This window comes from Ornithinibacillus massiliensis (assembly GCF_018310345.1).
Taxonomy (GTDB): domain Bacteria; phylum Bacillota; class Bacilli; order Bacillales; family Amphibacillaceae; genus Ornithinibacillus; species Ornithinibacillus massiliensis.
In genome coordinates, this window is record NZ_JAGXBY010000002.1 from 672,124 (window position 1) to 686,660 (window position 14,537).

13 protein-coding genes are annotated in these 14,537 nt (G+C 37.4%); 1 reads left to right on the forward strand and 12 read right to left on the reverse strand.

Going from position 1 to position 14,537, the window contains the following annotated elements:
* Positions 1-471: 471 nt before the first annotated feature.
* Together KGF86_RS07705 and KGF86_RS07710 are read right to left on the reverse strand one after the other, a co-directional pair.
* Positions 472-2,127: a DAK2 domain-containing protein gene (locus tag KGF86_RS07705; protein WP_211741502.1), complete on the reverse strand. Its 1,656-nt coding sequence runs from the start codon at positions 2,125-2,127 to the stop codon at positions 472-474.
* Between the two features lie 30 nt (positions 2,128-2,157).
* Positions 2,158-2,520: an Asp23/Gls24 family envelope stress response protein gene (locus KGF86_RS07710; RefSeq protein ID WP_186868632.1), complete on the reverse strand. Its 363-nt coding sequence runs from the start codon at positions 2,518-2,520 to the stop codon at positions 2,158-2,160.
* Between the two features lie 269 nt (positions 2,521-2,789).
* On the opposite strand from KGF86_RS07710, the gene rpmB reads away from it, so the two are divergent.
* On the forward strand, positions 2,790-2,978 hold the full coding sequence (gene rpmB / locus KGF86_RS07715; protein WP_186868631.1) for a 50S ribosomal protein L28: 189 nt from the start codon (positions 2,790-2,792) through the stop codon (positions 2,976-2,978).
* A 311-nt stretch (positions 2,979-3,289) separates the two neighbouring features.
* On the opposite strand, the gene spoVM is transcribed toward rpmB, so the two are convergent.
* From spoVM to coaBC, 10 genes are all read right to left on the reverse strand, one after another.
* Positions 3,290-3,391: a stage V sporulation protein SpoVM gene (gene spoVM / locus KGF86_RS07720; protein ID WP_339215383.1), complete on the reverse strand. Its 102-nt coding sequence runs from the start codon at positions 3,389-3,391 to the stop codon at positions 3,290-3,292.
* Positions 3,392-3,423: 32 nt separating this feature from the next.
* Positions 3,424-4,068, reverse strand: coding sequence for a thiamine diphosphokinase (locus KGF86_RS07725; protein WP_211741503.1), 645 nt, complete (start codon positions 4,066-4,068; stop codon positions 3,424-3,426).
* Between the two features lie 12 nt (positions 4,069-4,080).
* Positions 4,081-4,737 carry a ribulose-phosphate 3-epimerase gene (gene rpe / locus KGF86_RS07730; protein ID WP_211741504.1) on the reverse strand — a complete coding sequence of 219 codons (657 nt, stop codon included), beginning with the start codon at positions 4,735-4,737 and terminating at the stop codon, positions 4,081-4,083.
* A gap of 1 nt (position 4,738) precedes the next feature.
* Positions 4,739-5,620 (reverse strand): ribosome small subunit-dependent GTPase A, encoded by an 882-nt coding sequence (gene rsgA, locus KGF86_RS07735; RefSeq protein WP_211741505.1) that lies wholly within the window; start codon positions 5,618-5,620, stop codon positions 4,739-4,741.
* Positions 5,621-7,642 carry a Stk1 family PASTA domain-containing Ser/Thr kinase gene (gene pknB, locus KGF86_RS07740; protein WP_211741506.1) on the reverse strand — a complete coding sequence of 674 codons (2,022 nt, stop codon included), beginning with the start codon at positions 7,640-7,642 and terminating at the stop codon, positions 5,621-5,623.
* Positions 7,636-8,397 (reverse strand): Stp1/IreP family PP2C-type Ser/Thr phosphatase, encoded by a 762-nt coding sequence (locus tag KGF86_RS07745; protein ID WP_211741507.1) that lies wholly within the window; start codon positions 8,395-8,397, stop codon positions 7,636-7,638. The genes pknB and KGF86_RS07745 overlap by 7 nt, the downstream gene beginning before the upstream one ends.
* Positions 8,398-8,518: 121 nt before the next feature.
* Complete coding sequence (rsmB, locus tag KGF86_RS07750) at positions 8,519-9,868, reverse strand: 16S rRNA (cytosine(967)-C(5))-methyltransferase RsmB (protein ID WP_211741508.1); 1,350 nt, start codon at positions 9,866-9,868, stop codon at positions 8,519-8,521.
* A gap of 1 nt (position 9,869) precedes the next feature.
* Positions 9,870-10,811, reverse strand: a complete 942-nt coding sequence (gene fmt / locus KGF86_RS07755; RefSeq protein WP_211741509.1) for a methionyl-tRNA formyltransferase — start codon at positions 10,809-10,811, stop codon at positions 9,870-9,872.
* Between the two features lie 14 nt (positions 10,812-10,825).
* Positions 10,826-13,234 (reverse strand): primosomal protein N', encoded by a 2,409-nt coding sequence (gene priA, locus KGF86_RS07760; RefSeq protein ID WP_211741510.1) that lies wholly within the window; start codon positions 13,232-13,234, stop codon positions 10,826-10,828.
* Positions 13,231-14,442, reverse strand: a complete 1,212-nt coding sequence (coaBC, locus tag KGF86_RS07765) for a bifunctional phosphopantothenoylcysteine decarboxylase/phosphopantothenate--cysteine ligase CoaBC (RefSeq protein WP_211741511.1) — start codon at positions 14,440-14,442, stop codon at positions 13,231-13,233. The genes priA and coaBC overlap by 4 nt, the downstream gene beginning before the upstream one ends.
* Between the last annotated feature and the right edge of the window lie 95 nt (positions 14,443-14,537).

Genomic DNA, 14,537 nt, shown 5'->3' on the forward strand with positions numbered 1-14,537 from the left:
TTCATCTTCTCCAGTAAAAAGTATCTTCCAGGGAGAAGAATTTAACAAAAAAGAAAACCGAACTATAGAGGTTGGGACATAACGAAAACAAAGGTAATAAAATACGAACAACCACATTAGCCCCGTAAATATACGGAGACTCCAGTGGGAGGATAGGGCACGGTTGAGACCCCGGAAGAGCTTTAGCTCTGAGGAGGCTCACCAGCCGCCCGACGGCAAGGTAGACACTGCGATGGTCTTTTCGATCAGATGTCGCCCCTGTACTGGAAGTGAAAGCGAAGTATATTTCCGGAGCGAGGTATTTGCTCATCATTCGTTTTTTCCTTTACGATAATTTCTTTCGCCCTTCTTTTCACCTTTTCCCTGTAAGAATTTCCTTTCCGGAGAAAAATTTAACGAAAAAGAAAACCGAACTATCTGTCATTCATAAAGATTGACAAATAAGTTCGGTTTTCTTTTTATTAAACTGTATTACTCAACAGAGAAAATATAAGAATAAATTGGTTGATTTCCATTGTGTACTTCTATCTCAACATCTTCATAATTCTCTTCTACATAACTTACTAATTCATTCACTTCATCTTCTGACACATCTTCACCAGATAAAATCGTAAGGATTTCATCGTCTTCGGTAATTAATTCTTGGAATAATTGTTTTACCGCTTCTAGACGGTCTTTATCGGTCGTTACAATTTTACCTTCAGCAATTCCCATGAAGTTACCATTTTCAATGGATATGCCATCAATTTGTGTATCTCTAACCGCATAGGTAATTTGTCCGGTTTTTACATGTGAACTAGCTTCCAGCATATTTGCTTTATTCGCATCAAGATTTTCTTCTGGATGGAATGCAAGCAATGCACTAATCCCCTGTGGAATCGTTTTAGTTGCAACTACCGCAGCATTAACTTCCGATAATTCAGCAGCTTGCTCTGCAGCCATCACGATATTTTTGTTATTTGGTAGTACAATTACATTCTTGGCATTAGCCTGATTGATTGCATCCGCAATGTCTTGTGTACTTGGATTCATCGTTTGGCCGCCTTCTATTACTACTGTTGCTCCCAGACTCTCAAACAATGCCTTTAAGCCAGAACCCATTGCAACCGTCACAATTCCGAACTCTGCTTTCTCTTTTGGTGTAGCCGGTTTAACAGGCTCACCGACAATAGCAGTATGCTGTTCACGCATATTTTCGATCTTCATATTGATTAAGCTACCATGGCGTTGACCAATCGTTAATACATTACCAGGATATTCTGTGTGAACATGCACTTTAACAATTTCCTCGTCAGAAACAACTAATAGCGAATCACCATGTTGACTTAATTCATTACGGAATTCAGACTCATCAAAAGGATTTTCCTGTAACTTGTCTTCTTCAAATTTCACCATAAACTCTGTACAATAACCAAATTCGATTTCAGAAGTATCCATAAAATCCTGTGCAGATTTATGATGTTCCGCATTTATCATATCATCCATCTCAACTACGTCATCTGGTAGTTCTTCACCTTTTAACGCTGATAAAAATCCTTCATAAACCGTTACAAGACCTTGTCCACCAGAATCAACTACACCAACCTCTTTAAGAACTGGTAATAAATCTGGTGTGCGCTTTAAGGAAGCTTTAGCTTCTTGTAGAACCTTTTCCATCATAACAATTACATCATCTTCTTGTTCGCCTATTTCTACCGCTTTTTTCGCAGCATCTTTAGCTACTGTTAGAATGGTACCTTCTACTGGTTTCATTACAGCCTTATACGCTGTTTGCACACCAGAATCAAATGCAAGCGCTAAATCTTTAGTTGTTAAGGATATCTTTTTATCCATCCCTTTTGCAAACCCTCTAAAGATCTGGGAAAGAATTACACCAGAATTCCCTCTTGCTCCCATTAACAATCCTTTAGAGAAAGCGTTTGCCACATCGGAAATACTTTCCGATTTATTTTTCCGTACTTCATTTGCACCAGAAGTCATCGATAAGTTCATATTCGTTCCAGTATCACCATCTGGTACCGGAAATACATTTAAAGCATCAATTTTCTTGGCATTATTGGTTAAATGGTGAGCTCCCGTGAGCACCATTTGTGAAAACATAATACCGTCAAGCTTTTGTACTGCCACAATAGTTCCTCCCTTAGCAGGGTAGCAAAATTAATCTTTTGCTACACGTACCCCTTGTATGTAAATATTTACGGAATCAATTTCAAGTCCTAATGTTTTACTCAAGGTGTATTTCACTTGAGATTGTACATTATGTGCAACTTCAGATATTTTAGTACCGTAACTAACAATAATATACATATCAATATGTAAGGAATTGTCTTCTTGTCTAACTACGATTCCTCGAGAATAATTTTCCTTACGAAGAATCTCTGCAATACCATCTCTGATTTGACTTTTAGATGCCATTCCAACAATACCGTAGCATTCAACAGCTGCACCACCAGCAATTGTTGCAATAACTTCATTCGTTATAGTTACATGACCATCTTTGGTATTCAATTCAATGGACATTATAATCCTCCTTAGACAACATTATCTTACCGATATTTTACTACAATTATTATGTTTTTGCACATCACGTCATTATTTCAATAGAAATTGATTTAAGGCAAAACAAGTATATAAATAGAATCTCAACACTTTTTGCCTCTTACTACAATGAACGATTACATTCATTCTGTCAAGTGAAAATTCTTTATATACGTATTGCAATCTTTTCGTAGTTATGGTAAATTGTATAAGTATTAACTTGACTTTTGTTTAGAGTAGGAGGGATTAACATGGCTAGAAAATGTGTTGTTACTGGACGTAAAACAACTAGTGGAAACCAACGCTCACACGCTATGAATTCCAACAGACGTAAATGGAAAGCTAATGTGCAAAAAGTTCGTATTATGGTAGATGGAAAACCAAAACGTGTTTATGTTTCTGCACGCGCACTTAAATCAGGTAAAGTGGAACGCGTATAATATATACCTAATTCATTTTACTGATACATTAGTTATTAGCTAAAAGCACCCAAACTAAACGGGTGCTTTTTTCTATAGTTTTATAGCTTTCTAGTCCATTTAACAGTACCCGAGGGAATTCACTTTATGTGTTGTTTATCAATGCTCGCACTGTTCTCGCTTGCATCTCACTAAGGTAAAGCACGATAGTTTAAATTCAGCTTTATTATAGTTGAACTAAATACGAGCCACAGGCTTGGCAATTCCTCCCGCATAATAAATTCCTCAAAAAAACTGCTTCTGCCAATTATTGACAAAAGCAAAACAAAGCCTTACTTATCTTTCTTAAAAATACCAATTACAACACGTACAAATCCGCCAATTACTCTAGGGAGCTTAATCGTATAAAATTTCATAAGTTCGCCCTCCTCCATTTCCAAACACGCTTCATGAATCGCTTTTTTACCTAATCACGACTCCTTACAACTAATACTATGCCATCATCAAATGAAAAAGTACCATTATTTGAGATTAGCTTGTTTGAAATAGAAAGAGTGGATCCCATATGTATCGTTGCCTTCGATAGCGGATAATAAAATCCTTCGAGTGTAAGTCCACTGACTTCTTGTGTTAATGGAATAAACGATACAATCGGGTAATTCTCACATCTCTTAATCGTATAAGAACCCGCAAACTTCAGTTCAAGATGGTTCTTACTATCGATCACAGCTCCACCAATATTCTTTTTAACCAATTGTTGTAATAACTGGATATTGATTAATGTGTGGTCTAATCTGCCACCTGTTACACCAAAAAAGTAAATCATCGTTGGACGCAAGGAAATTGCAAGCCTTAAAGCAAGCTCCAAGTCGGTTTCATCTTTTTCCACGTTATGCTGTTCAAACCGCTTTGCTTGTATCTTTATTTGTTGGAGTTCTCCATCATTTACCGAATCGAAATCACCTATAGCATAATCTAATTCTATATTTTGTTGGATAATAGAAAGAGCCCCTCTATCGGCTCCAATCCAAATATCTATGTTATGTTGATAGTGAGATAAATTTGGAATTAGATGAGAAGGGCCATTTCCAATAATTGCTATATTTACCATTTCTTCTATCCTCTACATTTCACATGCTTTACGAATATCTAATATTGCTTTTGTCCGATCCTCTTGATTAAACACTGCACTACCTGCCACTAACACATCTGCTCCAGCATCAACACATTGTTTCGCTGTCGATACATTTACTCCACCATCAACCTCAATTTCAAACGTATAGCCATTTTCTTCACGCCATGTTGCTATTTGCTTAATCTTTTTTAACGTTGATTCAATAAACGACTGACCACCAAATCCAGGGTTCACAGTCATAATTAACACTAAGTCCACATCACCTAATACATCACGAATCATTTCTGCAGGTGTACCTGGATTAATGACAACCCCTGCCTTTACATTATTTGCTTTAATTAATTGGATTGTTCGATGTAAATGGACACTAGCCTCCTGATGAACCGTAATAATCGATGCTCCAGCCTTTACAAAAGCAGGAATATATTGATCTGGATTTTCTATCATGAGGTGAACATCTAACGGTAATTTCGTTGTTGGCTTAATAGCTTCCACAATCAATGGACCAATCGTTATATTGGGTACAAAGTGACCATCCATGACGTCAACATGAATATAGTCTGCATTCCCTTTTTCCACATCTTTTATTTCTTCCCCTAATTTTGCAAAGTCTGCTGATAATATAGATGGTGCTATTTTTACCATGTTAATACCTCGGCTTTCGTGTTTGTATTTCTTCCAAAAAACTGATGTAATGGTCATACCGATATTTTGGAAGTTCTCCGTTTTCTACTGCATCTTTTACTGCGCATTTTGGTTCTTTTGCGTGTAAACATCCCCTAAATTTACAGTATTCCTTCCTTTCACGCATTTCAGGGAAGCAATCCGACAACTCTTCTGCTTCAATCTCATCAAAATCCAACGCGCTAAATCCTGGGGTATCCGCAACTAACCCATGATTAATTTCAATTAATTCGACATGTCTAGTCGTATGTTTCCCTCGTCCGAGACTTTTGGAAATATCCGCTGTTTTTAATTGCGTGTCAGGACTTAATACATTAATTAAAGAAGATTTTCCTACTCCAGATTGTCCAGCAATTACAGTGACGTGGTCTTGTAAATAGCCTTGTATTCGCTCAGAATCCATCGTTTTCTTAGTAGAAAACAGCTCTGTCCTATACCCTATTGCTTCATAGTCTGCTTGATATTTTTGAATGACCTGTAATTGTTCTTCTGTAAGGAGGTCTATTTTCGTAATAAAGATAATGGGTTGAATACCCTTTGCCTCAATTAATACTAAGAACCGATCCAATAAGGTCGAACTAAATTCCGGCTCGATCGCGGAGCTGACTATAATGGCTTGGCTAATGTTCGCAATAGGAGGACGAATTAATTCATTCGTCCTTGGTTTTATTTCCGTAATATAGCCTTCTTTATCCTCACGAATATCAAAGGATACAAAGTCACCTACAAGTGGTGTAATATTCTTTTTACGGAATACTCCTCTACCTTTACATTGAAATATATCCTTAGTTGTTTGTACATAGTAGAAGCCACTCAAAGCTTTAATTATTCTGCCCTCTGGCATTTATTCACCCTCTTCATATGAAATCGTCTCATCATAAATTACTTCATTATCACGCATTACTCGATACCTCGCCTGACTTTTCTGTTCAATCATTAAGTCTATATTTATTTCGGTATCTTCCGTGATTGACATTTCTTCATTAGCAACCGTTATATCAGGATTGTTCATATCCTGTATATAAATGGTAATTACTTGTTGTATCGGTTCATTGTTTTCCTCTTCCTCCAACGTATATTCAATTGGAAGTGTCACGGAATAGGATCTTGGAGGTAATATTTCTGGACCGATAGAGAAATAGACATTTACTTTATCACCTTGATTTAATTCTGTTTTAGCTCTAGGGTCTTGTCTAATAACCTGACCTTCTGGTACGGTATCTGAGTACTCCTCATGAGGCTCCATTATTAACCCTTTTGCTTCAAGATATCCTCTCGCCTCTTCTCTAGTTAATCCAGTTAGATTATCCAGTTCGATAGGTTCTTTCCCTTTACTAACTTCAAAAATAACTGTCGTTTCTTCCGGAACTACCTCATCTCCAGGATCTGGCTGAGTTTGCTTGATAATGACACCAGCAGGTTCGTCCGAAAACACCTCATAAATTTGCGGTGGCTTATATCCTTTTTCTTCCAGTAATCGTTCGACATCTCCAATTTGTCTACCAACATAATCGCCAAACATATCTTTTGCTTTACCTTCACTAACATAAACGGTTATCGTTTGTCCTTCTTTAATCGTTCTACCTGGTCTTGGATTTGTTTTGACGACTTTTCCTTCCTCTATTTCATCATGAGGCATATCTTCCCTTTCGACAACTAAGTTAAGGGCTTCTAATTCATCTTCTACTTCACTAAATTCTTGACCGATTATATCCTCTGGTATCGTAACATCCTTCGGTTTCGTTAGTCCAGGAACGATAAACAGAAGGGTAGCCACGATTAACAAAAGCAAAAAGGATAGAATAGAAATAATAAGTATTTTTTTCTTATTGCGCTTTTTCTTTGTTTTTCCTTTTGCTGTAGAAGTGCTTTTGCCTTTTCCCTTTGACTTCTCTTTATCTTCTACCTTCTTTGTTTCAGCATTTGCCTGATGAACAATCGTATCATGATGGATATTTTCAAGTTGGTTCTCCGTAATAATTGGGATAGCTTTAGTTTCTTCTCCTATTTCTGTTGGTGGAGTGAATTTAGGTTCGTCCAACCTATCAGGAGAAAGTGCCAATTCCAAATTATCTTCCATATCATAAACGGTTTCAAATCGATGAAAAGGATCCTTCGCTGTCGCTTTAAGTACGATATTCTCGACACTTTGTGGAACCTCAGGGCTAAACCTACGAACGGATGGTGTTTCACTTTGTAAATGTTTCAGTGCAATGGAAACCGGGGATTGTCCAGAAAAAGGCAATCTACCGGTAAGCATTTCAAAAAATACGATACCTAATGAATAGATGTCTGATTTTTTCGTAGCCATTCCGCCTCTTGCCTGTTCAGGAGATAAATAGTGTACAGAACCTAATACAGAATTAGTTTGCGTTAATGATGTTGCACTTAACGCCATCGCAATACCAAAGTCTGTAACTTTAATATGACCATATGTATCAATTAAGATATTTTGCGGTTTTATGTCACGATGAACAATTCCATTCTCATGAGCGTGAGATATCGCTGCTGTGATTTGCTTCATAATTTCGATTGCTTCAGGTACATCGATCGGACCATACCGCTGAATAAATTCTTTTAATGTCATCCCATCCACATATTCCATCACCATATACAAAATTTGGTCCTCTTCACCAACATCATAAATGGTTACGACATTCGGATGTGACAGGCTCGTGGCAGACTGTGCTTCACGATCAAATCTAGCAATAAATTCTTCATCATTGGCATATTCCAATCGCAGCACTTTTATAGCTACTTTTCGATCTAATATAATGTCTTCGGCTAGGTAGACGTCTGCCATTCCGCCTCCGCCAATTTTTTCTTTTATTTGGTAACGCTCACTAAGCAAACGACCATTTAGCATGGTGGTTCACCTTCTTCCAACGATGCTTCATGCTGTATGATGATAAGAGAAACATTATCCTCCCCACCACGTTCATTTGCTAAATCAACTAATCGTTTGCCAACCTCTTCAATATCTTCAGTAGACTTTAAATAATCAGCAAGCTCTCCGTCATGTACTTTATCTGTTAAACCATCTGAGCACAATAATAGTCTGTCTCCAGCTTCCCAATTAATGGTTTGGATATCAGGTTCAACTAATTCATTCGTTCCTAAAGCTCTAAGGACAACATTTTTTCTCGGGTGGTACATCGCGTCATCCTTTGAAATTTGTCCCGATTGAACAAGTGCATTGACTAACGAGTGGTCTTCTGTAATTTGTTTAAATCTAAAATCGTTGAATAAGTAGCATCTACTATCACCAATATGAGCAACCGTAATAAATTCCCCTGTACAGACAGCAACAACAACAGTAGTGCCCATACCTTGGCATTCTTCCTTTTCTAGTGATAGTTGATATATAGACGTATTTGCATCCAGTAGAGATTGTTGTAACCATTCTTCTACTTCCTCTGGGGAATCAAAGCCTTTAATTTCTTTCCATTTCTTCTCCAAAATGGTCGTCGCCATATCACTTGCAACATCTCCTGCTTGATGGCCACCCATACCATCAGCAATAATTGCCAGATATTGTCCGTGACTGTTTGAGAATATTCCACCAGAGTCTTCATTATGTGCTCTCACTTGACCACGATCCGTCAAAAAATGTCCTTCCATTTCTACCACCCCTTTTCCTTAGCATCATTCTACTTTTGTACATAAGTATTACACACTTTTCAAATTAAGAATATCCTTTTCTAGTACTTTATACTGTCAGCATATCCATTCTAATTATTTTTTAAGATTTTTTAACCATTCTAGTTAAGAAAAAACCGTCTGTTTGATAGCTTTGTGGAAAAATCTGTAACCCATATTGTGTAATACCTGGTGAAGCGTTTAATTCAGTAGGCAAGTCCTCATAAAACCGCTCATCGATTTGGTAATTATTATTTTCTCTTAAAAAATCTTTCACTACTTCTTCATTTTCTCCAGGATCCACCGTACAAGTACTATATACTAATAGCCCACCAGGCTTTAGCAATGGAGCAACGGTTGATAAAATATCCTTTTGAATGATAGCAAGTCTTTCAATGTCTTCTTCACTTTTATTATACTTTATATCTGGTTTGCCTCTCATAACACCTAAACCAGAGCACGGCGCATCTACTAATATACGATCGAAGGTTTCTGGTTTATATCGTTCTGCTAATTTCCGAGCATCTAGTTGTTCAGCTTTGATATTGGTCAGATTTAATACTTGTGCCTTCTCTTCTATAAGCTTTATTTTTTTCTTATGCAAGTCATGGGCATACACAACGCCATTATTCTGCATCTTTTCCGCTATATGAGTGGCCTTCCCACCAGGAGCACTACAGGCATCCAGTACGTTTTGACCTGGCATAACCTGAATCATTTCACCAACTAACATCGAACTTTGGTCTTGAATCGTAGCCATTCCTTCCATAAACAAGGAAGATTTTAAAACATTTCCTTTTTGTACGATAATTCCTTGTTCAGAAAACGGTGAAGTTGAAACAACATAGCCCTCATCCTCTAATTGTTTCATTGCTTCGACTCTTGAAATTTTCATTGGCTGAATCCGTATCGAGATGGGCTTGTGTTGTAAATTCGCTTCACACATTTCTTTTGTCGTCTCATAGCCATAATGATCTATCCAGCGTTTGACCAACCATTCTGGATGACTTGTAGCAATACTTAAACGCTTTGTAGGATCCTCTATGTTTTCGATTTTTGGGACACCATTCCGTTGTATATTCCGAAGAACAGCATTGACTAAGGAGGCTATTCCTTTGTGGCCTCTTTGCTTAGCTATTTCAACCGCTTCATGAATAATGGCATGGTCTGGAACTTTATCTAAATACACCATTTGGTAAATAGACATCCTTAACAGCATACGAACCCATAGTGATAGCTTTTTCTTTTTATCAATAAAAGAATCGATATAAAAGTCCAATGTCATTTTATATTGAATGGTTCCATAAACAAGCTCCGTTAATAAACCCTCATCCTTTTGTGATATATGCTTAGCATTAATCTCATGACTTATTAATAGATGACTATAACCACTATCTTGTTCAATTCTCATTAATAATTCTATTGCTGTATTTCTAAGAAGATATTTTTCCATATTATTCACCCATTTTAATACCGATTTGGATTCGATCACTGGAGCCTTGTAAATAATCTTTTACAGTCATTCGTTTCTTCCCAGCTGGCTGTATTTCGGTAATTCGTATTCCTTTTTGATTTCCACATACAACAATAAAAGCTTCGTCATTCTCTTTCGCCACAATCTCACCTGGCTCCCCATTAAGAACCTGCTCTACTGGTTCACCCCACCATATTTTCATGGTTTGATTAGCATAGGTCGTAAAGGCAACTGGCCATGGATGAAGACCACGTATTTGATTATAAATTTCGGTATGTGATTGATGCCAGTTAATCTTTTCTTGTTCACGTTTTATATTCGATGCAAAACTAGCCTTGGAGTCGTCTTGTTTAATTGGTTGAATTTGTCCTCTAAACAAGTTGGGCAATGTTTCCATTAATAATTGTGCACCAACGACGGAAAGCTTATCATGTAGTGAACCTACATGGTCTTCTAATTCAATCGGAATACTTCTTTGAGTAAGGATATCGCCAGCATCTAATTTTTCAGCCATGTACATGATGGTGATCCCTGTCTCCTTCTTGCCTTGCATAATGGCATAATGTATTGGTGCACCACCACGTAATTCAGGAAGTAAGGAGGCATGGACATTAATACAGCCATATTGTGGACCTTCCAGAAGCTCATTCGGTAAAATTTGACCATATGCAGCAGTCACAATAATATCCGGTTTTACATCTAAGATTGGTTGATAATCATGGCGAATTTTCTCCGGTTGAAAAACAGGTATACCATGTGTTTCTGCTTCTACTTTTACAGGTGGAGGAGTTATAACCTTTTTTCTCCCTTTTGGTCGATCTGGTTGCGTTACGACAAGAACGACTTCATATTCCGATTGAACAAGTTCTCTTAATATAGGGACAGAAAAATCTGGTGTTCCCATAAAAACGATTCGTTTCATAACATTACCTCTTTCTACATCAGGTGATATGGTTGCATATCGATTGTAATTAATAAGTCCTCTTTGCGAGCTTCATCCGCAAATTGGTCGATTATCTTTTTTAAATACTTTCTTAAGTTAGGTTCATTTCTGTATTTTATCATGCATTGATAGCGATATCTATCTTTGATCCTAGTTATTGGTGACGCGGTCGGCCCGAGTACAACGGTTTCCTCATTTACAACTTTTAGAAGTAATTGAACAATTCGTTGTGTAATTTGTACCACCTTCACGTGATTAGGATGGGAAACAGTTACCAATGCTAGATATACATATGGAGGATAGCGAAATGTCTTTCTTATTTGCATTTCTCGTAAAAAGAATTGATTAAAATCATATTCACTTGCGAGTTGAATACTATAATGATCTGGTGTATAGGATTGTACGATTACTTGTCCAGGAAGCTCATGTCTACCAGCTCTACCACTAACCTGTGTTAATAGTTGAAATGTCTTTTCACTTGAACGAAAGTCCGGTAAATGCAGCATAGAATCTGCGGTTAACACACCTACCAACGTCACGTTGGCAAAATCTAACCCTTTGGCAATCATTTGTGTTCCTAATAATATATCTGCTTCTTTATTGGCAAAGCTTTTAAGCAGTCTTTCATGAGCTCCTTTTTTTCTCGTAGTGTCCACATCCATCCGAATAACTCTAGCATGGGGCATTAACTCATGTAACGATTCCTCCACACGCTGTGTCCCTGTTCCGAAATATCGGATAGCATCACTAGTACATTCCGGGCATTGATTTGGCATTGGTTCCTCATACGAACAGTAGTGACATTTTAATTGATTTGATCGTTTATGATAGGTCAGTGCGATATCACAATGTGGACATTGCTTTACATGACCACAATCTCGGCACATCACAAAAGTAGAATACCCTCTCCTGTTCAGCAATAGAACAACTTGTTCCCCGCGATTGATTGCACTTTCCATACTTTCTTTTAACCTAGTAGAAAACATAGAACGATTCCCGTTATGCAATTCCTCTCGCATATCGACAATTTCGATATCTGGCATTTCCTGTTTGTTAGTACGTTCACTAAGGGTAGCAAGTTGGTATACGCCCTTTTTTGCTCGGGCATAGGATTCTAATGTTGGTGTTGCACTACCTAGTACTACCGGACAATGATGATATTGTCCGCGTTTTATGGCAACATCTCTTGCATGGTAGCGTGGTTGATCCTCTTGTTTATATGTCGTTTCATGCTCTTCATCGATAATAATAATTCCTAGATTTTCAAACGGTGCAAATATTGCTGACCTAGCACCTACTACGACCTTAACCTTTTTAGATTGGATTTTACGCCATTCATCATATTTTTCCCCGTTAGACAACGCACTGTGCATAACAGCGACTTTTTCCCCAAAGCGTCCTTTGAACCGACTAACCATTTGTGGGGTAAGGGAAATTTCCGGAACTAATACAATAGCTTCTTTACCCTGTTCTAAAACTTCTTGAATTGCTTGTAAGTAAATTTCTGTTTTTCCACTACCGGTCACCCCATGAACTAAAAATACATCATGTTCTTTTTGCTGTATTTTTCTATTGATAGGTTCTAGTGCTCTCTCCTGTTGTACTGTTAACGTAAGTGGATACGTTTTTTGAAAGGAGGCCTCCTCATAAGGATTACGGTATACCTCTTTTTTATACTCTCTTAATAACTGTTTTTCGAGTAACGCCCTTATTACGGTTCGGTTTGTATTCGTTAATTTAAAGAGCTTACTTTGTTCTATTGGTTCAGGAAATTCTATAAAATACGAAAGAACTTGCTTTTGCTTTTTGGCATTATGTGATAGATCCATGAACGCCTCTTCTAATAAATAAGTCTCTTTATTCGGTTCAATATAGGTCACTTGCCTTTTCGTAACCTTTGACTTTACGACATAATTAATGGAAATCGTTGTATCCTGAATGGCTCGCTGTAATTTTGAGTATGAAATACTAGAATGCTCAAATTCTTCAAAACCTATCACATCTCTGCCAGCAAAGAGGTCCTCCATTTCCGGAATGAGAGGTTCTTCTGTGTTTCGTATTAATTCTTTCTTATATTGTGCTTTTAAAACTTGTGGAAGCATGGCTTGATAAGCTGTAATATATAATGTTAACGTATCTTCCGCAACCCATTTTCCTAATTCTAGTAATTCTTTAGTAAGAACCGGCTGGATATCTAATACGTCAAGAATTGGTTTAAGCTTATTAAATTCGGATTCTTCCTTTATTGCTACAACAAATCCGGTTATCTTTCTAGGACCAAAAGGAACAATAACGCGCATTCCTTCTTTGATAATATCTTGAAACCGTTCAGGAACAAGGTAATCAAATGTCTGATTGATTGTTTTTGCCTGGACATCCACTATAACCTTCGCAATACTCACGCCTTCTCATCCTTCATATCACGTAATATATATTGCAATATTTGGATTGCTACTTCTTTCTTTGATGCTTTTGGAATTTTGTATTCCTCTAAGTTTTTATTTAAATACGTCACGATATTTGTATCACTACCAAACCCTGCTCCCTGTTGTGATACATTATTCAACACGATGGCATCTAAATTCTTTCGTCTCAACTTATCCTGACCATATTCTTGTAACTTTTGTGTTTCGGCAGCAAAGCCTACCAGATATTGATTTGTCTTCACTTCTCCAAGTTCTTTTAAAATATCTTTTGTTCGCTCTAATTCTATATGTAGATTACCGTCTTGCTTTTTCATTTTTTCCTCATAAGTAACTTTGGGACGGTAATCCGCGACAGCGGCTGCTTTAATTACAATATCTTGCTCTCGAAAATTATCCATCATTGCTTGATACATATCTTCAGCAGTGGTGACATGAACCAATTTAATGGATCCTACTCCTGATTCTAATTGGATATGAACAGGTCCAGACACTAAGGTTACATCAGCTCCTAATTCATAGGCTGCTTCTGCTAATTTATACCCCATTTTCCCTGTAGATCGATTAGAAAAGAATCTAACTGGGTCTACCTTTTCCCTTGTTGGTCCAGCAGAAATTAATACTTTTTTGCCAGCTAATAACCTAGTATCTTGTTGATGGGCTTTAATTACTTCAATAATCGTTTCTGGCTCCTCTAGTCTGCCTTTTCCAATCCAGCCACACGCAAGGTACCCTGCACCTGGCTCAATAAAATGATAACCATACTCTGTTAAGGTTTGCATATTTTTGATTACTGCAGGATGCTCATACATATGGACATTCATCGCTGGTGCAATATAGACTTCCGCTTTAGTAGCAAGTATGGTAGTGGATAACATATCGTCCGCTATGCCATTTGCTATCTTGCCAATTACATTTGCTGTGGCAGGTGCTAGGACGATAATATCAGCCCAATCTGCTAGTTCAATATGAGCAATTTTTTTAGGATCTTTTTCATCAAATGTATCCGTATATACTGGATTACGTGATAAAGCTTGGAACGTAAGTGGCGATACGAACTTAGTTGCCGATTCTGTCATCATTACTTTAACATTAGCACCTTGTTGTGTTAATTTACTCGTTAAGGCACATGCCTTATAAGCCGCAATTCCACCTGAGACGCCTAGCAATATTTTTTTATTTCGCATAGTAACATACACCTTTCCAGTCATGAATAAATCTTCTAGTCTAGTTATACCATAATTTCGACATAAAAAATAATCCCTCGCATTTTACATGCAAG

What these genes read in the sequence shown, in the direction of transcription:
- rsgA (WP_211741505.1), bottom strand. Translation starts at nt 5,620, where the DNA reads ATGCCAGAGGGCAGAATAATTAAAGCTTTGAGTGGCTTCTACTATGTA.
- spoVM (WP_339215383.1), bottom strand. Translation starts at nt 3,391, where the DNA reads ATGGAGGAGGGCGAACTTATGAAATTTTATACGATTAAGCTCCCTAGA.
- rpe (WP_211741504.1), bottom strand. Translation starts at nt 4,737, where the DNA reads ATGGTAAAAATAGCACCATCTATATTATCAGCAGACTTTGCAAAATTA.
- rsmB (WP_211741508.1), bottom strand. Translation starts at nt 9,868, where the DNA reads ATGGAAAAATATCTTCTTAGAAATACAGCAATAGAATTATTAATGAGA.
- fmt (WP_211741509.1), bottom strand. Translation starts at nt 10,811, where the DNA reads ATGAAACGAATCGTTTTTATGGGAACACCAGATTTTTCTGTCCCTATA.
- KGF86_RS07745 (WP_211741507.1), bottom strand. Translation starts at nt 8,397, where the DNA reads ATGGAAGGACATTTTTTGACGGATCGTGGTCAAGTGAGAGCACATAAT.
- coaBC (WP_211741511.1), bottom strand. Translation starts at nt 14,442, where the DNA reads ATGCGAAATAAAAAAATATTGCTAGGCGTCTCAGGTGGAATTGCGGCT.
- pknB (WP_211741506.1), bottom strand. Translation starts at nt 7,642, where the DNA reads ATGCTAAATGGTCGTTTGCTTAGTGAGCGTTACCAAATAAAAGAAAAA.
- KGF86_RS07710 (WP_186868632.1), bottom strand. Translation starts at nt 2,520, where the DNA reads ATGTCCATTGAATTGAATACCAAAGATGGTCATGTAACTATAACGAAT.
- rpmB (WP_186868631.1), top strand. Translation starts at nt 2,790, where the DNA reads ATGGCTAGAAAATGTGTTGTTACTGGACGTAAAACAACTAGTGGAAAC.
- KGF86_RS07725 (WP_211741503.1), bottom strand. Translation starts at nt 4,068, where the DNA reads ATGGTAAATATAGCAATTATTGGAAATGGCCCTTCTCATCTAATTCCA.